This is a genomic window from Streptomyces sp. NPDC046931, from assembly GCF_040644655.1.
In the GTDB taxonomy this organism is placed as follows: domain Bacteria; phylum Actinomycetota; class Actinomycetes; order Streptomycetales; family Streptomycetaceae; genus Streptomyces.
Genome location: NZ_JBEYWX010000001.1, coordinates 227,929 through 253,682 on the forward strand (window position 1 = coordinate 227,929; position 25,754 = coordinate 253,682).

Consider the following 25,754-nt stretch of genomic DNA (forward strand, 5'->3'; position numbering starts at 1 on the left):
GGGCACGCGCGAGTGCCCCCGAACACCCTCTCCTGGCATCCAACCACGTACCGCCGGACGGACGCTCATTACCCATGGGTTACCCCGCTGTCGGCAAGGTCAGACCGTCTCTCTGCAACACCCTTGCGAGTGACTCGACGACCTCCGGCTCGTAGTCGCGGGCGCAGGCGAGGCGCAGCCGCTCCAGCGCGCTGAGGGGTCCCCCAAGCCCGGCCTCCTCGCGCGCCATCTCCTCGTAGGCGTTCACGGCCCGGACGATCCTGGCGCTGACCGGCTGCTCCGGGTAGGGGTCGGCCTGCCGCTCCACGACGACCGCGACCTCTGCGTCCACCCCGGTCTGCCGTACGACGGCACCGCCGAGCAGCGCGATGCGCCGCTGCTCCTCGGCGGGCAGCGCGGCGGTGGCGCCCGCGGGCACCGGATCGACAAGGCTGAGCTGCCCGATGTCGTGCATGAGCGCCGCGTACTCCAGCACGGTCAGCTCCGGCTCGGTCAGGCCCAGCTCCCGGCCGACGGCGAGGCTGAGCACGGCGACGCGCCGGGCGTGTCCGGGGGGCGTGTACCCGGCGATCTCGGTGGCGCGGGCCAGGGAGGCGATGGTCTGCCGGTAGGTGGTGCGCACGGCCGCGTAGCGCCGGCAGGAGAGCTGGGTGAGCAGTAGCGGCAGCGAGAAGACGGGCAGCGCCCACAGGCCCACCACCGCGACGGCCGGCGACATCACGGCACCGGTCGCGCAGACGGCGGAGCCGATGCCGAGCCTGGCGCGCAGCTCGTCGCGCAGCAGCGGCCCGAACGGCCAGCGGGTACGGGAGTGCGCCAGGGCGGCGGCGAGCACGGCGTCGCACAGGGTGGTGAGCACCAGCAGGGCGACGACGAGCAGCGTGTACGCGGGACCGCCCCAGCCGTGCGGCCCGGCCTGGCGGTAGACCGGCTGGAAGCAGACGGCGGTGAAGCCCACGGTCAGCAGGCGGCGGGTGAGGTGGTCGGCGGTGGAGCCACGGCCGCTGGCCACGTGCGGGACGCAGCCGGCGAGGGCGGCCGCGAGGACCACGGTGACCACCTGGGCCGCCCCGTGGTGGCTGGGCCGTCCGGCGATCTGCCCGAGCAGGGCGTAGGAGAGCGCCCCGGCCGCGCCGAGGGGTGCGGGCTCCCGCTCTCCGCTGCCGCTCCACCGGGACAGCTCCCCCACCGCGACGAGGACCCCGAAGGCAAGGGCGACGGCGGGTTGGTCGATGCCCCTCCAGAGGGTCAGGCCGAGACAGCCGGCGGCGAGCAGCGCGGCCGTCGTGTGGGCGAGGACGAGGGGGGCGCGGCCCGCGGTCATGCGCCGCCCCCGCCGGGTCCCCGCCCGGCCGGCTGACCGGCCACGGGCAGGGCCGGCGGCGGTACCGCATTCCCGCGCTCCTCGTCGGCGGTCACCACCGGGTGCCAGCCGTGCCGGTCCAGCGCGCGGATCAGCGCGCGCACCATCGCCGGGTCGAACTGCGTGCCCGCGCACCGCTCCAGCTCCTCCAGCGCGACCGCGACGGGCCGGGCGCGCCGGTAGGAGCGGGTCGACGTCATCGCGTCGAAGGCGTCGGCGACCGCGACCACCCGAGCGGACTCCGGGATCTGCCGGCCTCTGAGCCCGTAGGGGTATCCGGTGCCGTCGAGCCGCTCGTGGTGGTGCAGGATCGCGGACCGTGCCTCGCCGAGGAACCCGATGCCGCGGACCATCTCGTGGCCGTACTCGGGGTGCAGCTCGATGATCCTGCGCTCCTCGGGGGTGAGCGGCCCGTCCTTGCGCAACAGCCGGGTGGGGACGCCGAGTTTGCCCACGTCGTGCAGGATCCCGGCGAACCGCAGCACCTCCACGCGCCGGTGGTCCAGGCCCAGCTCGCGCGCGATCATCATGGAGGCCTGCCCGACCCGTTCGCTGTGGCCTCGGGTGTAGCCGTCCTTGAGGTCGACGGCCTGGACGAGCGCGCGGATCGTCGCCTGATGGGCGGCGCGCTCCCGGTGGTACTGGGCGAAGACCCAGCAGGAGACGTACATGGGCAGCAGCACGAGCAGCGCGGTCACGGGCCCGTAGGGGCTGCGCCACAGCACGGCCATCATCAGCCCGGCGAGCCCGTGCACGGCGACGGGCGCGAGGGAGCGCAGGAACAGCCCGCGCCAGGCGGTGTGCGCCGGTACCCGCTCGGCCAGCGTCAGGATGCCGCCGTCGAGCGCGGTCAGCGCCAGGCAGAAGGCCACCACCGCGGCCCCGGCGGTCAGCAGCGCGTCGGGGAAGCGGGGGCCGACGACCGCGGCCGGGCCGCCGAGGGACCAGTGGACGCTGGACGCGGCCCACACGGCGAGCGCGAGCCGCGCGGCCCGCCAGCCGCGGCGCAGCCACGAGGGCCGCTCGATGACGCGGGCGAGCAGGGCACCGGGCAGGGGCACGAACGCGGCGGCCGCGGGCGGCAGCAGAAAGGCCCCGGCGAGCAGCACGGGATAGATCGTGCCCATTCCCTCGAGGGCCCGGCGGCCGAGGGGGGGCCTGGGGGACCCCTCCGCCCGGGTGCGGCCGAGGGCCCGGGGCAGGGGCAGCTGCTCGCAGCAGACGTAGAGCGCGGCGAGCAGCGCGATCGCCCACCAGGGGACTGGAAGGCCCGGCAAGGGGGCCACGCACACCAGGGCGCCGAGGACGGCGCAGCCGACGTACGCGGCTGCCGACGGCCGGACCGGCCCCATGACGTACCTCCCCCCGAACCCGCGCCACGTCCCGGACCGGGCGGGCCCGGTCATGCCCGTTCAGGCTCGGGAGCCTAGAGGGGAGGGCGGCCGACGAGTGCGGCTTTGGGGGGAATCCGTGGGTCCATGACCCACGGATTAGCACGTTCGGGTGACGTGCGATCAGGGATTGACCGCTGCCCCGAACGGGAGTTCACGACCTTCCGACCCGGCGGCCGGGCCCCTGCGAGGCCGGTGGTTCAGGACTCCTGCGGGGTCGCGGTCACATCGTGCTCGGGCACCGTCTGACCCGAGCGGATCAGCTCGATGCGGCCCATGACCTTCGCCCGGAGGTCGGTCGGCACGTCGTCATGCCCACAGCAGCGCTTGACCAGCTTCTTCACGGCCTCCTCGAGGCCGTACTTCTCGAGGCACGGCGAGCACTCCTGGAAGTGCTGCTTGAACTTGGTGCGGTCGACGTCCGGCATCTCACTGTCGAGGAACTCGTAGAGATGGTCGAGGACCTCACTGCAGTCCGTCTCGTGCGGCTCTCCGCAGCTCATGAGCCCGAGCCTTTCGCTTCGTCCGAGTCTCCGGCGCCGGCCGGGACCAGCCCGCGCTCGCGGGCGTAGTCCTCGAGCATGCCGCGCAGTTGACGGCGGCCCCGGTGCAGCCGGGACATCACCGTGCCGATGGGTGTCCCCATGATGTCCGCGATCTCCTTGTACGCAAAGCCCTCTACGTCCGCGAGATAGACGGCGATGCGGAACTCCTCGGGGATCGCCTGGAGCGCCTCCTTCACATCCGAGTCGGGCAGGTGGTCGAGCGCCTGCGACTCCGCGGAGCGCAGACCGGTCGACATGTGCGACTCGGCGCGGGCGAGCTGCCAGTCCTCGATCTCCTCGGCCGCACTGCGCTGGGGTTCGCGCTGCTTCTTGCGGTACGAGTTGATGAAGGTGTTGGTGAGGATCCGGTACAGCCAGGCCTTGAGGTTGGTGCCCTCGCGGAACTGGTGGAAGGACGCGTACGCCTTCGCGTACGTCTCCTGCACCAGGTCCTCGGCGTCCGCCGGGTTGCGCGTCATGCGCAGCGCGGCGGAGTACATCTGGTCGAGGAATTCGAGCGCGTCCCGCTCGAAGCGCGCACTGCGCTCGGCGGACGACTCGGCGCCCGTCCCCCGGCCCTCGGGCTGCTCCGCCTGGCCGTTCTCGGTCCCTGCGTCGGTACCGGTGACCGGACCCACCTCCTCCAGCGACGTGGCGGGACCGAAAGCGGTCCCACTGAGATCGGAGGATAGACGAACACCCTTGCCCGCCGCCGCCCGAACAGGGGCGGCCTTCGACGCGTGCAGCACCGTCCAGTCCAGGTCAGCGCTGCTGCTGCGGCTCGGGCAGATGGTCGAACCCATGCGGCGGACTCCCTCTCGTCGTGCGGTCAGCACGGCCGGTGCTGTCTGACCCGCACAACAGTGCTCCGCGCCGCGGCATTCCCGGGCGTCACCCGAGTGGGCCCAGTGATGTGGCCCACTTCGCCACGGCGTCGGTGAGGATCTCCAGGGCCTGCTCCCGGCCGAGGTCCGCGCCCTTGGGGACGGCGAAGCCGTGATCGGCGTACGGCACCTCGACCAGGTCGTAGGACCCCCGGGGGAACTCCTCCGGCCTTCCGAAGGGGTCCCTCCCGCCCTGGACGACGAGGGTCGGCACGCCCGCGCCCAGCAGTTCGTCTGCGCGGGACTTCTCCGGCCGGCCCGGCGGATGGAGCGGGAAGCTCAGCGCGAGGACGGCGACGGCGCCGAGCCCGGCGGCCGTACGGCAGGCGACCCGGGCGCCGGCGCTGCGCCCGCCGGCGATCACGGGCAGCCCGGGTCGCGCCAGGGCGGGCCACACCCCGCGCCAGCCGGCGTCCAGCGTCTTCGGCGCCGGCGCCACCTTCCGGCCGGCGACGCGCCAGGGCTGCTCGACGAGCGCGACGGTCACCCCGTGTGCGGGCAGGACCCGGGCCAGTGCCTGGAGGTCGCGTGCCTCGACGCCGCCGCCGGCGCCGTGGCCGAGGGCGAGCACCAGCGCGGCCTCGCGGGCCCGGTGCCAGGTGACACGGGCCGTGCCGGCGTCGGTCTCCACGCTCTGCGTCGCATCCGTCACGTCGTTCGCCCTCGGCAGCGGTCCTCGTAGGTCGTGCACTCCGGGGTCCGGGACACGTCAGAAGAGTGTGCCCTCTTCGGGGGCCTGAAGCTCCTTCAGCAGCTCCGGGCCGTTGTTGCGGACGTTGCTGACCGCCGTGGACACCGGGTAGGCGCGCATCAGGCCGGCGGGCGGCGCCTGGAGCAGGGGACGCAGGTCGTCGGGGTCGGTGCGGGCGGGGTCGAGCCAGGCGTCCCAGCGGTCCGGGGTGAGCATCAGGGGCATGCGCGGGTGGATGTCGGCCAGGGAGCGCGGGCCCTCGGCGGGGCCGACGGCCAGCGGTGTCGTCTCCGCCTCCGTCGTGATCACCGAGCAGGTCACCCACCAGGCCCGCGGATGGTCGTCGGGCAGCGTCCGGTCGCGCCAGAACTCGTAGAGGCCGGCCATCGCGAAGACCGAGCCGTCGGCGGGCAGCACGAAGTACGGCTGCTTGCGCGGCCGCTTCCTGCGGCCCTCGACCTCCAGGTCGCGCTCCTGCGTGCCGGTGACCCATTCGTAGTAGCCGTCGGCCGGGATGATGCAGCGCCGGGCGGCGAAGGCGCGGCGGTAGGACGGCTTCTCGTGCACCGTCTCCGCGCGCGCGTTGATCAACCGCGCGCCGCCCTCGGGCGACTTGGCCCAGGACGGGACGAGCCCCCAGGTGAGTCTGCGCAGCTGGCGAACCGGCCGTGTGTCGTCCGCGTCCTTCAGGGGACGGTCCAGGACCGCATAGACCTGCTTGGTCGGGGCGACGTTGTAGTCGGGCGCCAGGGTCTCCTCCGGCTCCCTCCCCCCGGCTCCCGACTCCGCTCGAGCAGGGGGGACCCCCATGTCAATCCCAAAGATTCCTGCGAGATCCTCGGGCCTGCGACTCGCTGCGTACCGTCCGCACATACGTGCCACCCTGCCAGATCCGCCGACACCCCAGGAGCCACTCACCGCAATGGACAGCCTCGCCTCGACCTCGCTGAGCTCGCTCGCCGGCCTCTGGGACCGGGTCTTCGGAAGTCAGCCCGATCCCGACCTGTGGGTGGTGGTCGCCACCCTGGTCGCGGCCCTCGCCGTGGTCGTCCCGCGGGGCGCCTGGCGCATAGCGCGCAACGCCGTCACCATCGCGCACGAGGGCGGCCACGGACTGGTCGCGCTGCTCACCGGCCGCACCCTCACCGGCATCCGGCTGCACTCCGACACCAGCGGCCTCACCGTCAGCCGCGGCAAGCCGTACGGCATGGGCATGATCCTCACGGCCGCCGCGGGCTACACCGCTCCCCCGCTGCTGGGCCTCGGCGGCGCGGCGCTGCTCGCCGCCGGGCACGTCACACTGCTGTTGTGGCTGGCCACCGCCCTGCTGCTGGCGATGCTGGTGATGATCCGCAACGCGTACGGGGTGCTGACCGTGGTCGTCACCGGCTCAACGTTCCTGCTGGTGTCGTGGCTGGCCGGTCCGCAGGTGCAGGCGGCGTTCGCGTATGCGGGGGTGTGGTTCCTGCTGGTCGGCGGCGTACGGCCGGCCTTCGAGCTCCAGGCCAAGCGGTCGCGCGGAGGGGCCGGGGACTCGGACGCGGACCAGCTGTCCCGGCTCACCCATGCGCCGGCGGGGATGTGGCTCTTCCTGTTCCATGTGGTGTCGCTGTGCTCGCTGATGGGCGGCGCCCAGTGGCTGCTGCGCCTGTGACGCCGGTGACCGCCCTAGCAGACAATGGTTTCGTTCCGGTTTCGCCACTTTTGATCAAGATCTACAGGCTGGGCCACGCATTACAGTGGGGCGCATGGCCGTTAACCCCGCACACACCGCCCTCTGGCCCGCCCCGCACGCGAGCGGAGCCGTCGACGCGACGGTCCACGTGCCCGGGTCGAAGTCGGTCACCAACCGTGCCCTCGTCCTCGCCGCGCTCGCCTCCGAGCCGGGGTGGCTGCGTCGCCCGCTGCGCTCCCGCGACACCCTGCTCATGGCCGGCGCCCTGCGCGCGCTGGGCGTCGGCATCGAGGAGGGGGTCGGCCCCGACGGGTCCGGCGAGACCTGGCGGGTGATCCCGGCCGCGCTGCACGGCCCGGCCACGGTCGACGTCGGCAACGCCGGCACCGTGATGCGCTTCCTGCCTCCGGTGGCCGCGCTCACCGACGGCCCGGTCCGTTTCGACGGCGACCCCCGCTCCTACGAGCGCCCCCTGAGCGGCGTGATCGACGCCCTGCGCGTCCTGGGCGCCCGTATCGACGACGACGGCCGCGGCGCCCTGCCGCTGACCGTGCACGGCGGCGGCGCGCTGGACGGCGGCCCGGTGTCCGTCGACGCGTCGTCCTCCTCCCAGTTCGTCAGCGCCCTGCTGCTGTCGGCCCCGCGCTTCAACCAGGGCGTCGAGGTCCGTCACACCGGCTCGACACTGCCCTCCATGCCGCACATCCGTATGACCGTCGACATGCTGCGCGCGGTCGGCGCGCAGGTGGACACCCCGGAGTCGGGCGGCGAGCCGGGCGTCTGGCGGGTCACACCCGGTGCCCTGCTCGGCCGGGACCTGACCGTCGAACCGGATCTCTCCAACGCCCAGCCGTTCCTCGCGGCCGCGCTGGTCACCGGCGGCAGGGTCGTCATCCCGGACTGGCCGGCCCGCACGACCCAGCCCGGCGACCGGCTGCGCGAGATCTTCACCGAGATGGGCGGTTCCTGCGAGCTGACCGAGCGCGGCCTGCAGTTCACCGGTTCGGGTGCCATCCACGGCATCGACGTGGACCTGGGCGAGGTCGGAGAGCTGACGCCGGGCATCGCGGCGGTCGCGGCCCTCGCGGACTCCCCGTCGACCCTGCGCGGGGTGGCCCATCTGCGGCTGCACGAGACGGACCGGCTTGCCGCGCTCACCAAGGAGATCAACGAGCTGGGCGGCGACGTCACGGAGACCGCCGACGGCCTGCACATCCGCCCGCGCCGCCTGCACGGCGGGGTCTTCCACACATACGACGACCACCGCATGGCCACCGCGGGCGCGATCATCGGGCTCGCGGTCGACGGTGTGCAGATCGAGAACGTGGCGACGACGGCCAAGACGCTGCCGGACTTCCCCGAGCTGTGGACCGGGATGCTCGGGGACTGACGGGCGGACTTGAGATCATGCGCCGCTACGGCAAACACACCGACGAGGACGACATCCGCAGCCGCCCGAACCGCAAGGGCAACCGGCCGCGTACGAACATCCGGCCCAAGCACGAGGACGCGGCGGAGGGCCTGGTGCTCACCGTCGACCGCGGCCGGCTGACCTGCCTCGTCGACGGCCGCAGCGTCGTCGCGATGAAGGCCCGTGAACTGGGCCGCAAGGCTGCGGTGGTCGGCGACCGTGTCGCCCTCGTCGGCGACCTGTCCGGCACCAAGGACAGCCTCGCCCGCATCGTCCGCATCGAGGAACGCACGTCCGTGCTGCGCCGTACCGCGGACGACGACGATCCGTACGAGCGTGTGGTCGTCGCCAACGCCGACCAGCTGGCCATCGTCACCGCCCTCGCCGACCCGGAGCCGCGCCCGCGCCTGATCGACCGCTGCCTGGTCGCCGCCTACGACGGCGGACTGGAGCCGCTGCTGGTGATGACGAAGTCGGATCTCGCCCCGCCCGACAAGCTCCTGGAGCTGTACGGGGCGCTGGACATCCCGTATGTCGTCACCAGCCGCGAGGAGCTGGAGAGCAGTGACGCGGCGGACCGGGTGCGCGAGCATCTGGACGGCAGGGTCACGGCGTTCGTCGGGCACTCCGGGGTGGGCAAGACGACGCTGGTCAACGCGTTGGTGCCGAAGGACCGGCGGCGCACGACGGGCCATGTCAACGCGGTGACCGGCCGTGGGCGGCACACCACGACTTCGGCGCTCGCGCTGCCGTTGCAGCACGCGGACAGCTGGGTGATCGACACGCCCGGCGTGCGGTCCTTCGGGCTCGCGCACATCGACCCCTCCCGCGTGATCCACGCCTTCCCGGACCTGGAGCCCGGCACCGAGGGCTGTCCGCGGGCGTGCAGCCACGACGAACCGGACTGCGCGCTGGACGCCTGGGTGGCCGAGGGACAGGCGGACCCGGCACGGCTGTACTCCCTGCGCCGGCTGCTGGCCACGCGCGAGCGGAGGGAAGGAGACTGACCTCTCCCGTGTTTGCGTCCATGGCGCGCAGGTAATTGCTTACTCGCACCGGGCCTGATCCGACCAGACGAGGCAGTCGACGTGGGGACGCGGGAGGACGAGACATGGCGTGGCTGCTGGTCATCGTGGCCGGGCTTCTCGAGACCGGTTTCGCCGTCTGTCTCAAGCTCTCCCACGGGTTCACCAGGCTCTGGCCGACGATCGCGTTCTGCTGCTTCGCCCTCGGCAGTTTCGGTCTCCTCACCCTGTCCCTGAGAAAGCTGGACGTGGGCCCGGCCTACGCGGTGTGGACCGGGATCGGCGCGGCGGGCACGGCGATCTACGGCATGGTGTTCCTGGGCGACCTGGTCTCCACCTTGAAGATCGTCTCGATCACGCTGGTGATCGTGGGCGTGGTCGGCCTGCAACTCTCCGGCTCCGCGCACTGAGGTGCGCCCCTGAAGGTGCGGGGCCCCGCATCTGCGCCGCCTCACCGCACCGGCCGCGGCAGCGCCCGGCGCACCAGCTCCGCGACCCCGCCCTCCCCCGGCGGAGCCGCGACGCAGGACAGGGACAGCCGTACGGCCAGTTCGCAGGCGCGGGCCAGTTCCACCGCCTCCGCCTTGGTCGTCCGCGGTCCGGTCACCGCCGTGACGGCGCGGTCGCGGATCAGGGACACGAAGTCCGCCGGGGACGGCAGCGGTCCGTCGGCCCGGCGCTGCGCGGGCACCGCGGATGTGGAGGGCACGGCCGCGAGCGTCGGCATGGGGAGCCGCTCGCTCCAGCAGCCGGTGAGCATGGCGCGGACGAGCGGGTTGCCGCGCGCGGCGGACGTCATCCACTCGGCGGTCGCGGCCAGCCGGTCCCGGGCGTCGCTGGGCGTCGCGAGCACCCGGTCGACACCGGCGAGATAGCCGTCCGCCTCCCGTCGCACCAGGGCCCGCGCAAGCCCCTCCTTGCTGCCGAACTCGTTGTACAGGGTCTGGCGGGAGACTCCGGCCGCGGCGGCCACGTCCACCATGCGCACGGCGGCCCACGGGCGACGCGCGAGTGCCGTATAGGCGGCGTCCAGTAGGGATTCCCGCGCTGCAGGCATCATCGCCTCCCTCGGGCCGGCGGCTCTGACGCACAGATTTGACGCGCGTACCGGCACTGTCAAGGGTTCGCGACGGCGCCGGGGGGCGCTCCCGGACCGGCGCACGCCGTAATCGCACTTCGGCGCATGGTCACCGCGGCGCGCGGCCGGGGACGGCGGTGGCCCCCGGGAAGGCCGTGAAGATCCCCGGGTCGTCTGGCCGTGTCCCGGAACGGGCGGATACGGTTCGCTCATGCCCGACTATCTCGATGACCTGCGGCTCGCCCATGTGCTCGCGGACGCCGCGGATGCGGCGACCATGGCCCGGTTCAAGGCCCTCGACCTCAAGGTCGAGACCAAACCGGACATGACGCCGGTGAGCGAGGCCGACAAGGCCGCCGAGGAACTGATCCGCGGCCAGCTCCAGCGCGCCCGGCCGCGTGACGCGATCCTCGGCGAGGAGTACGGCATCGAGGGCACCGGACCGCGCCGCTGGGTCGTCGACCCGATCGACGGCACCAAGAACTATGTGCGCGGTGTGCCCGTCTGGGCCACCCTGATCTCCCTGATGGAGGCGGGCTCGAGCGCGGCCGGGAGCGGCGGGGGCTACCAGCCCGTCGTCGGTGTGGTCTCCGCGCCCGCGCTGGGCCGCCGCTGGTGGGCCGCGAAGGGACATGGCGCGTTCACCGGCCGCAGCCTGGCCTCGGCGTCCCGGCTGCGTGTCTCGCGCGTCTCGAAGCTGTCCGACGCGTCCTTCGCGTACTCCTCCCTGTCCGGCTGGGAGGAGCAGGGACGGCTGAGCGGCTTCCTGGATCTGACCCGCGCCGTGTGGCGCACCCGGGGCTACGGCGACTTCTGGCCGTACATGATGGTCGCCGAGGGCTCGGTGGACATCTGCGCCGAGCCCGAGCTGTCCCTGTGGGACATGGCGGCGAACGCGATCATCGTGACCGAGGCGGGCGGCTCCTTCACGGGCCTCGACGGCCGCCCCGGCCCGCACAGCGGTAATGCGGCCGCGTCCAACGGGCTGCTCCACGACACCCTGCTCGACTATCTGAACGACCGGTACTAGACACCAGCGGGGCCGCTGTGCACCGCGAGCGCCCCTGAACTCACGACGTGCGCCCTCTTGTTGACCCGCGCTTTGCCTGCGACTCTGGGAATCCCCCACTTGTGAATTTGTGAAGCGTTGAACAGGCGCCTCCGGCGGGCGGCATCCAGCGGATCCGGAGCCCTGAGCCAGCGCATCCCGGCGCGCATCCCAGGAGGTGGCTCCGCCCCATGCTCGTCCGTGACGCCATGAGCACGATGATCCTCACCATCGGCCCCGCACACACCCTCCGCCAGGCAGCAACCCTGATGTCCGCCCGCCGCGTCGGCGCGGCCGTGGTCCTCGATCCGGACGCCGATGGTATCGGCATCCTCACCGAGCGTGACATCCTCAACTCCGTCGGCCTCGGCCAGAACCCCGACACCGAGTGGGCCGGCGCCCACACCACCATGGACGTGGTGTTCGCCGCGCCCACCTGGACCCTCGAAGAGGCCGCGGGCGCCATGGCCCACGGCGGCTTCCGGCATCTGGTCGTGCTCGACCGCGACGAACCGGTCGGGGTCGTCTCGGTCCGCGACATCATCCGCTGCTGGGCCCCGGCCCGGCAGCGGGTCCCCGCCGCGACCCACTAGGTCCCGGACACGCGAACGGGCCGGGACCCCTGAGGGATTCCGGCCCGTCCCCTACGACAAACGGTCCAACCCGGGTCAGCCGCGCAGGGCCTGGACCGCGGCCTCCAGGCGCTTGCCGAAGTCTCCGTCGGCCTGACGGAAGTTGTTGATCGCGCGCTCGGCGATGTCGTCGCGCGAGACCTTGGAGATGGCGCCCGCGAGATTGGCGATCAGACGCTCCTTCTCACCCTCGGACATCAGGCGGTAGAGGTTGCCCGCCTGGACGAAGTCGTTGTCCTCGGCGTGGACGGGGGCCTCGTGGTTGCCGGTGGCGCCCGTGAAGCCGTTGAACGACTGCCACAACGGACGGTCCGTCTGGAACGGGCCGCCGAAGCTGTTCGGCTCGTAGTTCTTCGCGCCCTTGTGGCGGCCGTCGTACAGGTAGCCGTCACGGGAGTTGGTGCGCGCCTCGGTGGCGTGCGGACGGTTCACCGGGAGGTGGTCGGCGTTGATGCCGACGCGGTAGCGGTGGGCGTCGCCGTAGGCGAAGAGGCGGCCCTGGAGCATCTTGTCCGGGGAGGGACCGATGCCCGGCACGAAGTGCGCGGGGCTGAAGATCGACTGCTCGACCTCGGCGAAGATGTTCTCCGGGTTGCGGTTGAGCTCCAGCTTGCCGATCTCGATCGGCGGGTAGTCCCCGTGCGGCCACACCTTGGTGAGGTCGAACGGGTTGAAGCGGTACGACGCCGCGTCCGCCGCCGGCATGATCTGGACCTGCACGGTCCAGCTCGGGAACTCGCCGCGCTCGATGGCCTCGCGCAGGTCGCGCTGGTGGGAGTCGGGGTCCTCACCCGCGAGCTTGTTGGCTTCCTCGGTGGTGAGGTTCTTGATCCCCTGGTCGGTCTTGAAGTGGTACTTGACCCAGAAGACCTCGCCGGCCTCGTTGTTCCACTGGTAGGTGTGCGAGCCGTAGCCGTTCATGTGGCGGTACGACGCCGGGATGCCGCGGTCGCCGTGCAGCCAGGTCACCTGGTGGGTCGACTCGGGCGACAGGCCCCAGAAGTCCCAGACGTTGTCCGGCTCCTGCGAACCGGAGTAGGGGTCGCGCTTCTGGGTGTGGATGAAGTCGGGGAACTTGATGGCGTCCTTGATGAAGAACACCGGGGTGTTGTTGCCGACGAGGTCGTAGTTGCCCTCCTCGGTGTAGAACTTCAGCGCGAAGCCGCGGGGGTCACGGACGGCGTCCGCGGCACCCAGGTTGCCGGCCACGGTCGAGAAGCGCAGGAAGACCTCGGTCTGCTTGCCGCTCTCGGACAGGAACTTGGCGCGCGTGTACGGGGTGAGGTCCGCGGTGACCGTGAAGGTGCCGTAGGCACCCGCGCCACGGGCGTGCACCACGCGCTCCGGGATGCGCTCCCGGTTGAAGTGGGCCAGCTTCTCCAGAAGAACCTGGTCCTGGACGAGAACCGGGCCGCCGACGCCCGCGGTCTCGCTGTTCTGGTTGTCGGCTACCGGAGCACCGGCCTCCGTCGTAAGCGGTCCCTGCGTCACTGCGCCTCCTGCGTCATCGCCGACAACCTGTCACTTGGCCAAAGCCGATCCTGATCCTACAATGGACAATGTCTAAGTCAAGTAAAGCTCCAAAGTCACACCCGGTCGGGAACTGTTCCTCTTGCTGTTAGGCTGGTCTGTATGAGTGACCTGTTGGAACGGCTGCGCGGACGCGGATGGCGTATGACCGCGCAGCGGCGCGTCGTGGCCGAGGTCCTCGACGGCGAACACGTCCATCTGACGGCCGACGAGGTGCATGCGCGGGCCGTCGTCAGGCTGCCCGAGATCTCCCGGGCGACCGTCTACAACACGCTGGGGGAGCTCGTGTCCCTCGGCGAGGTGCTCGAGGTCGCCACGGACAAGCGCGCCAAGCGGTACGACCCGAACGCCCACCGGCCCCACCACCACCTGGTCTGCGCCCGCTGCGGCGCGATCCGTGACGTCCATCCGACGGGCGACCCGATGGCCGACCTTCCGGCCTCGGAGCGTTTCGGCTTCATGGTCTCGGACGTCGAGGTGACGTATCGCGGGCTGTGCCCGGACTGCGCGGTGGCCTGACCGCGGATCTTCCGAGGGCCCCGGCACTGCACAAGTGCCGGGGCCCTCGTTTTCCCTGCGGACGAGAACCGCCGGCCGGGCGGTCACCGGCCGTGAAACGCGCCAGGGCCGGAACCCTTTCGGGTTCCGGCCCTGGTCTTCAGTAGCGGGGACAGGATTTGAACCTGCGACCTCTGGGTTATGAGCCCAGCGAGCTACCGAGCTGCTCCACCCCGCGTCGGTGAACGCAACGTTACGTCAACCGCGTGGACAGATGCAAATCACTTCCTGCGGCCGCTCATGGGACGCCCCTTACCCGGCCTGCGGGCGGGCCTGTGGCGGGAGCGGGGATCTTGCCGCTGCCCTGCCGCGACGGGCGTCACGCCGACAGCTCCTGCCGCAGTGCGTCCCGCAGCCGCGCGGCCCGCTCGGAAACCTCGGCGGGCCCGAGCGACACGGCCCGGTCGGCCCACCGCTGCCCCTCGGCCAGCTCCCCCCGTCGCGCGTACACGAGGGCCAGCCGCAGCGCGGCCCGGCCGTGCCCCGCGTCCGCGGCCCGCGTCCACCACAGCGCCGCCTCCGGCTCGCTTCCCTCCCGGGCGAGCAGCAGCCCCAGATTGAAGGCCCCGTTCCGCGAGCCGCCCTCCGCCGCCTCCCGGTACCACCGGGCCGCCTCCACGACGTCGCCCCGCGCGGCGGCCAGCATCCCGACGCGTACCTGTGCCCGCCGGTGCCCCTGCGACGCCGCCCGCTCGTACCACTCCTCGCATTCGCTCTTCTCCTGCGACGGCTCGCCGAGCTCGTGTGCGGGCGGAGGCGGCCGGCGTGCGTCCAGCAGGGTGGCCAGCCGGTAGGCGGCCTCGGCGCTGCCGCCCCCGGCGGCGCACCGCAGGTGCCGTTCGGCCGTCCGCTCGTCCCCCTCCCGCAGTCGCGCGATCCCGACCTGGAGCGCCGCCTCGGTGTGCCCGGCGGCCGCCGCCCGCTCGTACCAGGTCAGGGCCGTCTCGTCGTCGCCGCGTCCGGCGTGGAGGATGCCGAGGTTGAAGGCGGCGTCGACGCTTCCCCCCTCCGCGGCCTTGGAGAACCACGGTTCGGCGCCCGTCGCGTCCCCGCCCTGGAGCAGCAGGATGGCGAGCGCGTTCGCCGCCTCGCGGTGCCCGGTGTACGCCGCCCGCCGATACCACTGCTCGGCCTGCGCGGTGCGTCCCTGTTCCGCGCAGAGCAGCCCGAGGTTGTAGGCGCCGTTGACGTCGCCGGCGTCCATCGCGGCCCGGTACCAGCGCTCGGCGGTCTGCGTCTCGCCGCGTTCGGCGTGCAGCGCGCCCAGCGCGTTCGCCGCGTTCCCGTTGCCCTCCTGTGCGGCTCGCAGCCACCACACGGCGGCGCTCTCGGTGTCCCCCGCGTCCCGCAGCAGAAAGCCCAGTGCGCATGCGGCCCGCGCCTCGCCGTCCTTGGCGCTCGTCAGGTACCAGCGCCCGGCCTCCTTGAGGTCGCCCCGCTTCTCCAGGATCGCCCCGAGGTGCAGCGCGGCCCGGCGGTGTCCGCGCGCGGCGGCCTGCCGGTACCACTGCTCGGTCTCGCCGGGAGCGGAGGCGGCGACACCGTTGTCACCACCGCTCTCCTCAGCCTCGAGGGCCCTGCGGTCCAGGGTCCGCGCCAGCCGGTAGGCGGCCTCGCGGTGGCCGCGTTCGGCGGCGGCCCGCATCCATCGCTCGGCGCCCTCGTCACCGCGGTGCTCCAGCAGATCCGCGAGCGCGTACGCACCGAGGGTGTGCCCCTGTTCCGCGGACTGGCGCAGCCAGTACTCCGCGGCGGGCTCGTCGCCGCGCTCACGGTGGTGCCGTCCGAGCGCGTGCGCGGCCGCGGCGGACCCCGCGACGGCGGCGACCCGCCACCAGCCCGCGGCCTCGTCGGCGTAGCCCCGCTGGTGCAGCAGGACGCCCAGGTTGTTGGCGGCGGCACGGTCACCGGCGGCGGTCGCGGCGCGCAGCCGGGGCTCCGCTTCGTCCAGATCGCCACGGCGCAGCAGCATCGCCCCGAGGACGCTCATCGCCTCGATGTCGCCGGCTTCGGCGGCGAGCCGGTGGCGCGCCTCCTCGATGGCCTCACCGGCCTCACCAGCCTCACCGGCCTCACCGGTCTGGCCCGCCTCGTCCTGCTCGGCGGGCTGCACAATTCCCCCTGATTCGAACAGAGTTGCCTTGTCCCCCATAACGTCCATCGTCGCACCACCTGCAACCTGGGTACACCTGGTATACCGCAGCCAGTGAGGTCACTTCAGCGTTTTGTCGACATGCCCACAGAGAGACAAGTCAAACACAAAGCGGCCAACTGCCCGTGCAATCGGCCGCACTTCACGTGAGTCGCCAGGTCACGCCGTACGCCCCGTCGTGTCGTCGTACGCCCCCCGTCTCACCGCACGCTCCCGTCGTGTCGTTCGCACACGCCGAGGGCCCGGATCCTGATCAGGATCCGGGCCCTCGACTTCAGTAGCGGGGACAGGATTTGAACCTGCGACCTCTGGGTTATGAGCCCAGCGAGCTACCGAGCTGCTCCACCCCGCGCCGTTGTCAGGCAACCGTATCACGGCGCGGGAGGGCTTTCGGTTCAGCCGCCGCCCGAACCGCTCGGCGCACCGCTCGGGCCGCCGCTAGGCGCACCGCTCGGGCCGCCGCTCGGTGAACCGCCGGGCGAGCCGCTGGGACCGGCGGACGGTTTCGCTCCGCTCTGTCCGCCTCCACTGACGCCGCCGGAGGTACGGGCCTTTGACTGGGCCTCCTGGGCCCGCTTCAGTGCGTCCTGAAGGTCCTTCTGCGCCCGTCCGTACGCCTCCCAGTCGCTCTTCCTGAGGGCTTCCTGGCCGGCGTCGAAGGCCTTCTGGGCGTCCTGGAGCGCCTGTCGGACCGTCGGGTTGCCGGCTGGTGGCGGGGTCGTGGTGCCGGTGCCCGGCGGGGTGGTCGAAGCCTGCGCCCCGAAGACCTTGTCGAGCGCCTGGCCGAGGGTGTCCTCGAACGCCGTGTTGCCGCCGTAGGTCACCAGGACCTTGCGCAGCAGCGGGTACTTGAGGCCGCCGCCGCGCACATAGACGGGCTCGACGTACAGCAGGGCGCCGTCGATCGGGACGGTGAGCAGGTTGCCGTACTCGATGTCGGAGTCGCCGCCCTTGAGAAGCCTGATCGACTCGGCGATGTCCTGTTCGGAGTTGAACTGGCTCTGGACCTGCTTGGGCCCGTCGACCGTTCTGCTCGTCGGCAGCTTCAGGATTCTGATCTTGCCGTAGTCGGGGCTGCCCGCCTCGGCGTTGACCGCCATGAAGGCGCTCAGATTGTCGCGGCCGTTCGGCGTGAACGTCGTCGTCAGGGAGAACGCCTGCGCGGACTGGTCGGGCATCTTCATGCTCAGGTAGTACGGCGGCACCGCGTTGCCCGACTTGTTGGTGGGGTCGTCCGGCACCTGCCACACCTCGCTGCCGCTGAGGAACGTCTGCGCGTCCTTGACGTGGTAGCGGGTGAGCAGTTCACGCTGGACCTTGAACAGGTCCTGCGGGTAGCGCAGATGGGACATCAGCGAGGGCGAGATGTCGCTCCGCGGCTCCACGGTGCCCGGGAACGCCTTCATCCACGTCTTCAGGACGGGGTCCTCGGCGTCCCACTGGTAGAGCTTGACCTCGCCGGTGTACGCGTCGACGGTCGCCTTGACCGAGTTGCGGATGTAGTTGACCTGGTTCTGCTGGGCCATCACCGCGCGCTGGGTGTTGCCCGCGGTGAGCGAGTCGGCCGTCGTGTCGCCGAGCGTCGTACGCGAGGCGTACGGATAGCCGTTCGTCGTCGTGTAGGCGTCGACGATCCACTGGATGTGCCCGTCGACGACCGCCGGGTAGGCGTCGCCGTCGATGGTCAGCCAGGGCGCGACCGCCTCCACGCGCTGCTTGGGCGTGCGGTTGTACAGGATCCGTGAGCCGTCGCCGATGGCGCCGGAGTAGAGGATCTGCGGCTCCCCGAACGCCACCGCGTACGCGGCCCGGTTGACCGGATTGGAGAGGCTGACGCCGCTGTTGCCCCGGTAGGAGGTGGTCTTCTCGCCGCTGTCGTCGGAGTAGTCGATCTCCTTCTGGGGACCTCCGACGATCGAGTACTCGGTGGTCTTCTCGCCGTAGTAGATCCGCTGCTGGTAGGTGCCGAGGTCACCGGAGGACGGCAGGTCGGACTCGGTGAAGACGGGCTGGCCGTTGGCGTCGGCGGTGGTGCCCTTGGCGGCGACCACACCGTAGCCGTGGGTGTAGCGGAAGTGGTCGTTGATCCAGTTCTGCTTCGGGATGCCCGCCAGGTTCAGCTCGCGCAGGCCGATGACCGTGTCCTGGTCTCCGGCGTTCCTGCCGGCCTTGGTGTAGCGGTCGACGTCCAGGTTGGTCGGGAACGCGTAGTAGTTCTTCATCTGCTGCAGCTGCTGGAACGTCGGCGAGACGACATTCGGATCCAGCAGGCGGATGCTCGCCGTGGCGTCGGCGTCCGCGCGCAGCTTGTTCTTGTCCTGGGTGCTGCTCGTGCCGTCGTACTCGGTGACCTGGGCGTCGTCGATGCCGTAGGCCTCGCGGGTCGCCTTGAGGTTCTTCGTGACGTACGGCGCTTCCTTGGCCTGCTCGTTCGGCTGGACCTGGAACTTCTGCACGATCGCCGGGTACAGCCCGCCGATGAGGATCGCCGACAGGACCATCAGGCCGAAGCCGATGACGGGCAGCTGCCAGGTCCGCCGCCACAGGGTGGCGAAGAACAGCAGCGCGCAGATGACCGCGATGCAGAACAGGATGGTCTTGGCGGGCAGGTAGGCGTTGGCGTCGACGTACCTCAGGCCGGTCCAGTCGCCGGTCGCCTTGAAGTCGCTGGACTTGACGGCGAGCCCGTACCGGTCGAGCCAGTAGGCGACCGCCTTCAGGGCGACGAAGACGCCGAGGAGGACCGACAGGTGTCCGGTGGCGGCGGCGGTGGCGCGCGCTCCCGGGGAGGTGAGCCTGAGGCCGCCGTAGAGGTAGTGGGTGAGCGCGGCGGCGATCAGCGACAGCACCGTGGCGGCGAAGCCGAAGGCGAGCAGGAAGCGGTACCAGGGCAGGTCGAAGGCGTAGAAGGAGACGTCCAGGTGGAACTGGGGGTCCTTCTGGTGGAAGGGCACGCCGTTGACCCACATCAGCCAGGTCTGCCACTGGCCCGCGGCGGAGGCGCCCGCGATCAGGCCGACCAGGGCGGTGATCGCGAGGAGCAGCCACCGCTTGTAGGGCGCGATCCCCATCCGGTAGCGGTCGAGGCTCTGCTGTTCCATGGACATGGCGCTCAGCGGCGGGCGCAGCCGGTGGGCGAGCCAGATGTTGAGGCCGACCGCGGCCGCCATCAGCAGGCCGAAGACGAAGAACAGCCCGATCTTGGTCCACAGTGTGGTGGCGAAGACGGACGAGTACTTCACCGACCGGTACCAGAGCCAGTCCGTCCAGAAGCCGGCGAACATGACGAACGCCATACCGAGGACGGCGAGGACCCCCAGTGTCATGAGCAGGGTCCGGGCACGCCGGGACGGGCGGCCCACTCTGATCCGGGGCCCCGTCGGGCCTCCGCCGCGGTCCGGCATCTGGAAAGCCAAGGTGCGCACCTCGAAGTTCGCTGTTGATCCGTGTTGATCCGTCAGGCCCCCGTGAACGCGGACCGTGGACGAGGCTCCACGATCGCGGAGCCCCACCTATGCAACTTACTGGCGCTTTACTCGGTTCCCGATTCCGGGTCGGAACGAGGCAGGATTGTGACCATGTCCAACACTCCCATGGCAGCGAGTCCCCTCACCCGGGCCGTCCTCGAGATCGACGAGTACGTCTCCGGCCTCGGGTGGGACCAGCCCGCTCGCCTCTTCGCCCTCGTCGACACCGCGCGGCTGCGCGCGCAGGAACCCTCCCTCGCGGCCCAGCTCGGCCTGGAGGACGAGCCCGAGACCGCCGGCCTCACCCCGATCGAGCAGGAGGAGATCCCTGCCGACAGTCCGCTGGACGAGTTCCTCGCCACGATCGCCTGGCCCGACGCGGTGACCGGATGCGCGCTCACGGTGGAGCGGCTGATGCTGCCGCCGTCCGCGGAGTCCGGGGTCCCGCAGGGGCTGAGCGAGAAGAAGCTGGCCCGGTGGGTCGCCGAGCACCCGGAGCGCCAGGAGGTGCGGATGACGGTGGCGGTGCTGCGGGACGGTGCGCGCGAGTCGGCGCTGCGGCTGCGCGAGAAGGACTCGCCGGCGGAGGTGCTGACGGGCCCGGACCTGGTGCCGGGGCTCGCGCAGGCGCTGTCGGCGACGTTCGAGGACTGAGTCCGCACGGCCCGCGGGGTCAGGGCCTACGACGACGGGGGCGCCCCCGCCGGCTCAGGGGCGCCCCATGCCGTGACGCGACGCCGTGTCGCCGTGCCGGATCTAGCCCTTGGCGGTGCACTTCGGCACGTCGGCGGTCTTGCCGGTGCGGATGTCCTCGAGCGCGTTCAGGGCGTCGTCGAGGGTGTCGACCCGGACCAGGGTGAGGCCCTCGGGGGCGTCCTTGGCGGCGGCCGCGCAGTTGTCCTTGGGGGTGAGGAAGAACCGGGCGCCCTTGCTGCGCGCGCCGACGGTCTTCATCTCGACCCCGCCGATCGGGCCGACGCGCCCGTCGTCGTCGATGGTGCCGGTGCCGGCCACGAATTTCCCGCCGGTGAGGTCGCCCGGGGTGAGCTTGTCGATGATGCCGAGGGCGAACATCAGGCCCGCGCTGGGGCCCCCGACGTCGGCGAGCTTGATGTCGATCGTGAACGGGAACGTGTGGTCGGTCCCGGCGGAGATCCCGACGATGGCCCGCTGCTGGCCGCTGTCGTGGGACTTCGCCGTGGTGATCGTCACGTTCTGGGTCCGGACGGCGGTCTTTTGCGCCTTCTCGGCGGCGGCCTGCTCCTTGGCGGGCACGATCGTGAAGACGACGTCCTGTCCCGGCTTGTGCCTGGTGACCAGCTTGGCGACGTCGCCGGGCGCCTTCACGGCCGTCCCGTCGACGGCCTTGACGACGTCACCTGCGTGCAGCCTGCCCTCGGCGGGCGAGCCCTTGAGGACGGTGGCGACGATCACCCAGGACCGCACGGGAACGCCGAGCTTCTTCAGCGCGGCGACCTTGGCGCTCTCCTGGGACTGGGTGAACTCCTCGGCGTTCTCCTGGGTGGACTGCTGCTCGGTCTTGCCGTCCGGGTAGAGCGTGTCGTGCGGGACCACCTTGGTGTCGTGCGCAAGCCAGCCGTACACGGCCTCGACCAGGTTCATGTTGTACTCGGCGCTGGTGACCCGGACGGTGGTCATGTTCAGATGGCCGGTCGTCGGGTAGGTCCTGTGCCCGGAGATCTGCAGCACCGGCTCGCCGTCGTGCTCGGCGAGGGTGTTCACCGTCGGACCCGGGGACATCTCCGAGTACGGCACTTTGATGAAGACTCCCGCGCACAGGAGCGCGATCAGCATCAGGGTGGAGGCGAGCATCGTCGCGGTGCGGCGTGGCATGGAACGACAGTACGGGACGGCCCTGTGGGTGGACCGTCGGGGCCGTCCGTACGCGTGGGCGGCCCCTCGGGCGGCAGGGTCCTCAGGTGCCGGAGTGGGACCTCTCCATGGCCTCGCGGAAACGCGCGTATCCGGCGAGCTCGGAGCCGTCGCCCGCGGCCTTGCGGTGGCGGCCGGCCCAACTGCCCCACAGTCCGGCACCGATCGCAGCCAAAAGCGGAATCAGCAACCAGGCGAGCGCCGCCATGCCGACCTCCCAACCCCATGAGCGACCGCAACTGACTGATGAGCAGATTAATCGTCTGCCATGTCAACGCTCACGTCGGGGGTGCGGTTACGCAACCGGAGGCCGGGTGAGAGCTTGGTCAACCCTGTAAGAGGAATGCGCGCGGGCCCTGGGGTGCCGCGGGGCGGCGGCTCCCCTGGGTCAGCAGGCGCCGACCCATTCCTCCGTCCCGTCGGAGAACCTCTGGTGCTTCCAGATGGGCACCTCGTGCTTGAGGTCGTCGATCAGCGTGCGGCAGGCGTCGAAGGCCTCACCCCGGTGGGGGCAGGCCACGGCGACGACCACGGCCAGGTCGCCGACCCTGAGGTCCCCGACGCGGTGCACGGCCGCGAGGGCCCGGACGGGATATTCGGCGGCGACCTTCTCCGCGATCCGCCGCATCTCCGCCTCGGCGCTGGGATGGCAGGAATAGCCCAGCTCGTCGACGTCCGCCCCGCCGTCGTGGTTGCGCACCGTCCCGACGAACAGCGCGGTCCCTCCGGCCGCGTCGTCCCCCACGGCCCGGAAGACCTCGTCGAGGGAGAGCGGGGTGTCTCGGATCGCGAGCAGCTTGATGGGGTCGTCCGCCGCCCGCTCACCGGGGTGGTCGCTGTGGGGTGCCATGTCCCCCATCGTGCCGTACACCTGCGGCGGCGAGGAAGAGAAGATCCACCGGCCGGGCCCGGGAGGTTGCACCGCGCCGGACGCCGCGGCTGCCGTGCCGCGCGCCGACGGAGCCCGGGCGGATCCGGGCGAAACCCCCTAGATCCGCCGCCGGGCCTTCCGCGCCCGCCGTACCACCGCGGCAGCGCCGAGCAGGGCCACCGTGGCGCCCGCGGCACCCGCCGCCGTCGCGTCCTTGCGTCCGAGCCGCCGCCCCACCACGGTGTGCCGCCCGGACACCTCCTCCAGCAGCTCCGCGAGGACCTCCTCGTTCGTCCACCGGGGCCGCCACCCGGCGTCGTGCAGCCGGCTGCCGCTCACCACCCACGGGTACATCGTGTACGCGAGGTCCCCGGCGGGCGAGGGCGTGAGTCCGATCCGGTGCAGCCGGGCCGCGGCCCCCAGGGCGACCGCCGACGGCAGTTCCATCCGCCGGATCCCGCTCAGTTCCTCGACCTCCTCCTGCTCCAGCCATCCGTCGCACCCGACGGCCAGCTCTCCCTCCACCTTCTCCAGGACGGCGTACTCCAGGGCGCCGCACAGGTCCTCGACGTGGCAGAACTGCCAGGCCGGCCGCGATCCCGCCACCACCAGCAGCCTCGGCGACTCGAAATACCTGGTCAGCGCGGTGTCCGTGCCGCCGACCAGGACGGCCGGGCGGACGACGGTGACATTGAGTCCCGGGTGCGCGCGGGGCGCCCGCCGCGCCAGCCGCTCGATCTCCAGCAGGTCCCCGACCCCGGTCGCCTCCGCCGTGGCCCGCAGCTCGGCGTCCTCCGCCAGCGGCAGCTCGTTCTCCGGCAGCGCGCCGTACACCATCGCCGACGTGCACAGCACCACCCGGTGCACCCCGGCCGCCGCTGCGGCGGTCAGCACGGTCTGCGTCCCGCGCACGTTGTACGCCGTACGGGCCGCGGGATCCGTCTCCAGATCGAGGTCGAGGGCCAGGTGCACCACGACGTCCGCGCCGCGCAGCTTCTCCGCGATCGCCGGGTCCCGCACGTCCAGGATGTGCCACTGCGCCGCCGCGCACTCCCCGCGCCGCTCGTCGATGGCGACGACCTGCTTGATCTCCTCGGACGCGGCCAGCCGCTCGGTCAGCAGCGCGCCGACGCCGGACGCGGCGCCGGTGACCGCGACGACGGGCCCGCGGAGGGAGGAGGCCTCGTCGCCGCGCAGCGCCGCCGCGCGGGGGCGGTCGTCGGGCGATGGGCGGGCCGAGTGGTTTCGCGCTGCGCGAACCTGTGGATCTGGGGAACTCACCGGGCGTCTCCAGCGGTTGTCTTCAGTACGGACGCGACGCACGCGAGCCGTACCAGGTGGCATCCATCCTGCCGCAGGCCAGGTGTCGGTGAAGCACCCAGGCCCGATCGCGCCGGGGTGTCTACGCTGGGTGTGTTGTCGGGCAGCCAGCCGCCGGAAAGAGCCGGTGGCCTTACCAGCCGAGGAATCCCGTGAGTGACACCCCATTCGGATTCGGCCTTCCGCCGGAGGAGCCGGAGAACGGCGACGAGGGCAAGAAGAAGGACCAGCAGAGCGGTGGTGGTCAGGGACCGGCCAACCCGTTCGGTTTCGGGCAGCCCGGAGCCGGCGGCGCCGGCGCCGACAACCCGCTGGCCGCGATGTTCGGTTCCCTGAACCCCAACGACCTGGGCGCCGCGTTCCAGCAGCTGGGCCAGATGCTCTCCTACGAGGGCGGCCCGGTGAACTGGGACATGGCCAAGCAGATCGCCCGCCAGACGGTCTCCCAGGGCACCCCGGACGGCACCAAGGACGCGAGCGTGAGCCCCGGCGAGCGCTCCGCGGTCGAGGAGGCCGTCCGCCTTGCCGACCTGTGGCTCGACGATGCGACGTCGCTGCCGTCCGGCGCTGGCTCCGCCGTGGCCTGGAGCCGCGCGGAGTGGGTCGAGGCGACCCTGCCGGTGTGGAAGGAGCTCGTCGACCCGGTCGCCGAGCGCGTCGGCTCGGCCATGGGCGACGTCCTGCCGGAGGAGATGCAGGCCATGGCGGGCCCGCTGATCGGCATGATGCGTTCCATGGGCGGCGCCATGTTCGGCACGCAGATCGGGCAGGCCGTCGGCGTGCTCGCCGGCGAGGTCGTCGGGTCCAGCGACATCGGTCTGCCGCTCGGTCCGGCCGGGAAGGCCGCGCTGCTGCCGCTGAACATCGAGGCGCTCGGCAAGGACCTGGGCGTGCCGAAGGAGGAGGTGCGGCTGTACCTCGCCCTGCGGGAGGCCGCCCACCAGCGTCTGTTCGCCCATGTGCCGTGGCTGCGGTCGCATCTGTTCGGTGCGGTCGAGGGCTACGCGCGCGGCATCAAGGTCGACACGGCCAAGCTGGAGGACGTGGTCGGCCAGTTCGACCCGCAGAACCCGGAGGAGCTCCAGCAGGCACTCCAGCAGGGCATGTTCCAGCCGGAGGACACCCCGGAGCAGAAGGCGGCCCTGGCCCGTCTGGAGACCGCGCTGGCGCTGGTCGAGGGCTGGGTGGACGCGGTGGTGCACGCGGCGGCGAAGCCGCGTCTGGGTTCCGCGGACGCGCTGCGGGAGACCTTGCGCCGGCGCCGCGCCTCGGGCGGTCCGGCCGAGCAGACGTTCGCCACGCTGATCGGTCTGGAGCTGCGTCCGCGCCGGCTGCGGGACGCCTCCCGGCTGTGGGCCTCGCTCACGGACGCGCGTGGCGTGGACGGCCGGGACGGCCTGTGGGCGCACCCGGACATGCTGCCCACGGCGTCCGACCTGGACGACCCGGACGGCTTCGTGCACCGTGAGCAGCTCGACTTCTCCGAACTGGACAAGATGCTCGGCGAGGCGGCGGGCGGCTCCGGCGGGAAGACCGACCTGACCAAGAAGGACGACGGCGACGCCGAGGACGACGGCGCCGAGTGAGCCTCCGCGACGACGCGGTCCTCGTCCTGAAGGGCTACGAGGGCCAGGAAGAGCTGCGCCGGATCTACCTGGACCACCTGGCGGTCCATCCGGACGGCATGTGGAAGGCCTGCCGCGACGGGCATGTCACGGCGAGCGCCCTGGTGATCGACCCGGAGCGGGGCCGTGTGCTGCTGACCCTGCACCGGAAGATGCGGATATGGCTGCAGATGGGCGGCCACTGCGAGCCGTCCGACGGGACGCTGGCCGTCGCCGCTCTGCGGGAGGCGACGGAGGAGTCGGGCATCACGGACCTGACCCTGCTGCCCGGTGGCCCGGTGCGGCTGGACCGCCATCACACGCCGTGTGCCTGGCATCTCGACGTCCAGTACGCGGCGCTCGCTCCGGCGGGTGCCGTCGAGGCGATCAGCGACGAGTCCCTGGACCTGCGCTGGTTCGCCTACGACGAGGTGGCGACCGTGGCGGACGACTCGGTGGTGCGGCTGCTCGAGGGGACGCGGGCCAGGCTCTGAGGGCGTGGACGGCAAGTCCGGACAGCACGTACCGAGTGCACGGGATATCAGTCGCCGAACGCACGCGGATCGGGCGCTGAAGGCAAGATGTAAGGGGCGGCCCCCAGTGCGGCCGCCCCTTA

The 25,754-nt window shown here is 71.7% G+C and carries 24 protein-coding genes and 2 tRNA genes; 10 read left to right on the forward strand and 16 right to left on the reverse strand.

Annotated features, from left to right (window positions below):
* Positions 1-79: 79 nt before the first annotated feature.
* The 6 genes from ABZ876_RS01020 to ABZ876_RS01045 all read right to left on the reverse strand — a co-directional run bounded on the left by ABZ876_RS01020 (position 80) and on the right by ABZ876_RS01045 (position 5,747).
* Complete coding sequence (locus ABZ876_RS01020) at positions 80-1,324, reverse strand: HD domain-containing protein (RefSeq protein ID WP_361772416.1); 1,245 nt, start codon at positions 1,322-1,324, stop codon at positions 80-82.
* Positions 1,321-2,715, reverse strand: a complete 1,395-nt coding sequence (locus ABZ876_RS01025) for an HD-GYP domain-containing protein (RefSeq protein ID WP_361772418.1) — start codon at positions 2,713-2,715, stop codon at positions 1,321-1,323. The genes ABZ876_RS01020 and ABZ876_RS01025 overlap by 4 nt, the downstream gene beginning before the upstream one ends.
* Before the next feature lie 239 nt (positions 2,716-2,954).
* Complete coding sequence (rsrA, locus tag ABZ876_RS01030; RefSeq protein WP_361772420.1) at positions 2,955-3,257, reverse strand: mycothiol system anti-sigma-R factor; 303 nt, start codon at positions 3,255-3,257, stop codon at positions 2,955-2,957.
* Complete coding sequence (gene sigR, locus ABZ876_RS01035) at positions 3,254-3,937, reverse strand: RNA polymerase sigma factor SigR (RefSeq protein ID WP_234514365.1); 684 nt, start codon at positions 3,935-3,937, stop codon at positions 3,254-3,256. The genes rsrA and sigR overlap by 4 nt, the downstream gene beginning before the upstream one ends.
* Before the next feature lie 253 nt (positions 3,938-4,190).
* Positions 4,191-4,835, reverse strand: coding sequence for an alpha/beta family hydrolase (locus tag ABZ876_RS01040; protein WP_361772422.1), 645 nt, complete (start codon positions 4,833-4,835; stop codon positions 4,191-4,193).
* Positions 4,836-4,892: 57 nt separating this feature from the next.
* Positions 4,893-5,747: an SOS response-associated peptidase gene (locus tag ABZ876_RS01045; RefSeq protein ID WP_361772424.1), complete on the reverse strand. Its 855-nt coding sequence runs from the start codon at positions 5,745-5,747 to the stop codon at positions 4,893-4,895.
* Positions 5,748-5,796: 49 nt separating this feature from the next.
* On the opposite strand from ABZ876_RS01045, the gene ABZ876_RS01050 reads away from it, so the two are divergent.
* The 4 genes from ABZ876_RS01050 to ABZ876_RS01065 all read left to right on the forward strand — a co-directional run bounded on the left by ABZ876_RS01050 (position 5,797) and on the right by ABZ876_RS01065 (position 9,395).
* Positions 5,797-6,528, forward strand: coding sequence for a M50 family metallopeptidase (locus ABZ876_RS01050; protein WP_361772426.1), 732 nt, complete (start codon positions 5,797-5,799; stop codon positions 6,526-6,528).
* A gap of 94 nt (positions 6,529-6,622) precedes the next feature.
* Entirely contained in the window at positions 6,623-7,939 is a 1,317-nt protein-coding gene (gene aroA, locus ABZ876_RS01055) for a 3-phosphoshikimate 1-carboxyvinyltransferase (protein ID WP_361772428.1), read from the forward strand.
* Positions 7,940-7,956: 17 nt separating this feature from the next.
* A complete protein-coding gene (rsgA, locus tag ABZ876_RS01060) occupies positions 7,957-8,967 on the forward strand; it encodes a ribosome small subunit-dependent GTPase A (protein ID WP_361772430.1) in 1,011 nt (336 codons plus the stop codon).
* 104 nt (positions 8,968-9,071) lie between these two features.
* A complete protein-coding gene (locus ABZ876_RS01065; protein ID WP_361772432.1) occupies positions 9,072-9,395 on the forward strand; it encodes a multidrug efflux SMR transporter in 324 nt (107 codons plus the stop codon).
* 41 nt (positions 9,396-9,436) lie between these two features.
* Here ABZ876_RS01065 and ABZ876_RS01070 read toward each other — a convergent pair whose 3' ends face one another.
* On the reverse strand, positions 9,437-10,042 hold the full coding sequence (locus tag ABZ876_RS01070) for a helix-turn-helix domain-containing protein (protein ID WP_361772434.1): 606 nt from the start codon (positions 10,040-10,042) through the stop codon (positions 9,437-9,439).
* Between the two features lie 232 nt (positions 10,043-10,274).
* On the opposite strand from ABZ876_RS01070, the gene hisN reads away from it, so the two are divergent.
* Together hisN and ABZ876_RS01080 are read left to right on the forward strand one after the other, a co-directional pair.
* Positions 10,275-11,093: a histidinol-phosphatase gene (gene hisN / locus ABZ876_RS01075; RefSeq protein WP_361772436.1), complete on the forward strand. Its 819-nt coding sequence runs from the start codon at positions 10,275-10,277 to the stop codon at positions 11,091-11,093.
* A gap of 209 nt (positions 11,094-11,302) precedes the next feature.
* The gene (locus tag ABZ876_RS01080; RefSeq protein WP_361772438.1) at positions 11,303-11,704 is read left to right on the forward strand and encodes a CBS domain-containing protein; all 402 of its coding nucleotides are present in this window, start codon (positions 11,303-11,305) and stop codon (positions 11,702-11,704) included.
* A gap of 75 nt (positions 11,705-11,779) precedes the next feature.
* Here ABZ876_RS01080 and ABZ876_RS01085 read toward each other — a convergent pair whose 3' ends face one another.
* Positions 11,780-13,234, reverse strand: coding sequence for a catalase (locus ABZ876_RS01085; protein ID WP_361772440.1), 1,455 nt, complete (start codon positions 13,232-13,234; stop codon positions 11,780-11,782).
* 141 nt (positions 13,235-13,375) lie between these two features.
* On the opposite strand from ABZ876_RS01085, the gene ABZ876_RS01090 reads away from it, so the two are divergent.
* Positions 13,376-13,792 carry a Fur family transcriptional regulator gene (locus ABZ876_RS01090; RefSeq protein ID WP_361772442.1) on the forward strand — a complete coding sequence of 139 codons (417 nt, stop codon included), beginning with the start codon at positions 13,376-13,378 and terminating at the stop codon, positions 13,790-13,792.
* Positions 13,793-13,935: 143 nt separating this feature from the next.
* Here ABZ876_RS01090 and ABZ876_RS01095 read toward each other — a convergent pair.
* From ABZ876_RS01095 to ABZ876_RS01110, 4 genes are all read right to left on the reverse strand, one after another.
* Positions 13,936-14,009 (reverse strand) — tRNA-Met (locus tag ABZ876_RS01095).
* A 141-nt stretch (positions 14,010-14,150) separates the two neighbouring features.
* Entirely contained in the window at positions 14,151-15,992 is a 1,842-nt protein-coding gene (locus ABZ876_RS01100) for a tetratricopeptide repeat protein (RefSeq protein ID WP_361772444.1), read from the reverse strand.
* Between the two features lie 269 nt (positions 15,993-16,261).
* Positions 16,262-16,335: transfer RNA gene (locus tag ABZ876_RS01105), tRNA-Met, on the reverse strand.
* A 43-nt stretch (positions 16,336-16,378) separates the two neighbouring features.
* A complete protein-coding gene (locus ABZ876_RS01110) occupies positions 16,379-19,387 on the reverse strand; it encodes a UPF0182 family protein (protein ID WP_361773858.1) in 3,009 nt (1,002 codons plus the stop codon).
* A 174-nt stretch (positions 19,388-19,561) separates the two neighbouring features.
* Here ABZ876_RS01110 and ABZ876_RS01115 point away from each other — a divergent pair, with 174 nt between their 5' ends.
* Positions 19,562-20,104: a PPA1309 family protein gene (locus tag ABZ876_RS01115; RefSeq protein WP_361772446.1), complete on the forward strand. Its 543-nt coding sequence runs from the start codon at positions 19,562-19,564 to the stop codon at positions 20,102-20,104.
* A 102-nt stretch (positions 20,105-20,206) separates the two neighbouring features.
* Here ABZ876_RS01115 and ABZ876_RS01120 read toward each other — a convergent pair whose 3' ends face one another.
* The 4 genes from ABZ876_RS01120 to ABZ876_RS01135 all read right to left on the reverse strand — a co-directional run bounded on the left by ABZ876_RS01120 (position 20,207) and on the right by ABZ876_RS01135 (position 23,495).
* On the reverse strand, positions 20,207-21,304 hold the full coding sequence (locus ABZ876_RS01120; protein WP_361772448.1) for a PDZ domain-containing protein: 1,098 nt from the start codon (positions 21,302-21,304) through the stop codon (positions 20,207-20,209).
* Positions 21,305-21,386: 82 nt separating this feature from the next.
* Positions 21,387-21,551: a hypothetical protein gene (locus tag ABZ876_RS01125; RefSeq protein WP_361772450.1), complete on the reverse strand. Its 165-nt coding sequence runs from the start codon at positions 21,549-21,551 to the stop codon at positions 21,387-21,389.
* A gap of 180 nt (positions 21,552-21,731) precedes the next feature.
* Entirely contained in the window at positions 21,732-22,193 is a 462-nt protein-coding gene (locus tag ABZ876_RS01130; RefSeq protein WP_361772452.1) for a molybdenum cofactor biosynthesis protein MoaE, read from the reverse strand.
* A 138-nt stretch (positions 22,194-22,331) separates the two neighbouring features.
* Positions 22,332-23,495 carry an SDR family oxidoreductase gene (locus ABZ876_RS01135; protein ID WP_361772454.1) on the reverse strand — a complete coding sequence of 388 codons (1,164 nt, stop codon included), beginning with the start codon at positions 23,493-23,495 and terminating at the stop codon, positions 22,332-22,334.
* Between the two features lie 191 nt (positions 23,496-23,686).
* Between ABZ876_RS01135 and ABZ876_RS01140 the strand changes: the two genes are divergently transcribed.
* Both ABZ876_RS01140 and ABZ876_RS01145 read left to right on the forward strand, forming a co-directional pair.
* On the forward strand, positions 23,687-25,120 hold the full coding sequence (locus ABZ876_RS01140) for a zinc-dependent metalloprotease (RefSeq protein WP_361772456.1): 1,434 nt from the start codon (positions 23,687-23,689) through the stop codon (positions 25,118-25,120).
* Entirely contained in the window at positions 25,117-25,632 is a 516-nt protein-coding gene (locus tag ABZ876_RS01145; RefSeq protein ID WP_361772458.1) for an NUDIX hydrolase, read from the forward strand. Before ABZ876_RS01140 ends, ABZ876_RS01145 begins: the two co-directional genes overlap by 4 nt.
* The last annotated feature ends 122 nt before the right edge of the window (positions 25,633-25,754 follow it).

Coding starts and splice junctions, on each gene's coding strand:
- ABZ876_RS01070 (WP_361772434.1), bottom strand. CDS start 10,042: ATGCCTGCAGCGCGGGAATCCCTACTGGACGCCGCCTATACGGCACTC.
- rsgA (WP_361772430.1), top strand. CDS start 7,957: ATGCGCCGCTACGGCAAACACACCGACGAGGACGACATCCGCAGCCGC.
- ABZ876_RS01045 (WP_361772424.1), bottom strand. CDS start 5,747: ATGTGCGGACGGTACGCAGCGAGTCGCAGGCCCGAGGATCTCGCAGGA.
- ABZ876_RS01130 (WP_361772452.1), bottom strand. CDS start 22,193: ATGGCACCCCACAGCGACCACCCCGGTGAGCGGGCGGCGGACGACCCC.
- ABZ876_RS01100 (WP_361772444.1), bottom strand. CDS start 15,992: ATGGACGTTATGGGGGACAAGGCAACTCTGTTCGAATCAGGGGGAATT.
- ABZ876_RS01120 (WP_361772448.1), bottom strand. CDS start 21,304: ATGCCACGCCGCACCGCGACGATGCTCGCCTCCACCCTGATGCTGATC.
- hisN (WP_361772436.1), top strand. CDS start 10,275: ATGCCCGACTATCTCGATGACCTGCGGCTCGCCCATGTGCTCGCGGAC.
- rsrA (WP_361772420.1), bottom strand. CDS start 3,257: ATGAGCTGCGGAGAGCCGCACGAGACGGACTGCAGTGAGGTCCTCGAC.
- ABZ876_RS01065 (WP_361772432.1), top strand. CDS start 9,072: ATGGCGTGGCTGCTGGTCATCGTGGCCGGGCTTCTCGAGACCGGTTTC.
- ABZ876_RS01080 (WP_361772438.1), top strand. CDS start 11,303: ATGCTCGTCCGTGACGCCATGAGCACGATGATCCTCACCATCGGCCCC.
- ABZ876_RS01050 (WP_361772426.1), top strand. CDS start 5,797: ATGGACAGCCTCGCCTCGACCTCGCTGAGCTCGCTCGCCGGCCTCTGG.
- aroA (WP_361772428.1), top strand. CDS start 6,623: ATGGCCGTTAACCCCGCACACACCGCCCTCTGGCCCGCCCCGCACGCG.
- ABZ876_RS01110 (WP_361773858.1), bottom strand. CDS start 19,387: ATGCCGGACCGCGGCGGAGGCCCGACGGGGCCCCGGATCAGAGTGGGC.
- ABZ876_RS01090 (WP_361772442.1), top strand. CDS start 13,376: ATGAGTGACCTGTTGGAACGGCTGCGCGGACGCGGATGGCGTATGACC.
- ABZ876_RS01125 (WP_361772450.1), bottom strand. CDS start 21,551: ATGGCGGCGCTCGCCTGGTTGCTGATTCCGCTTTTGGCTGCGATCGGT.
- ABZ876_RS01020 (WP_361772416.1), bottom strand. CDS start 1,324: ATGACCGCGGGCCGCGCCCCCCTCGTCCTCGCCCACACGACGGCCGCG.
- ABZ876_RS01025 (WP_361772418.1), bottom strand. CDS start 2,715: ATGGGGCCGGTCCGGCCGTCGGCAGCCGCGTACGTCGGCTGCGCCGTC.
- ABZ876_RS01115 (WP_361772446.1), top strand. CDS start 19,562: ATGTCCAACACTCCCATGGCAGCGAGTCCCCTCACCCGGGCCGTCCTC.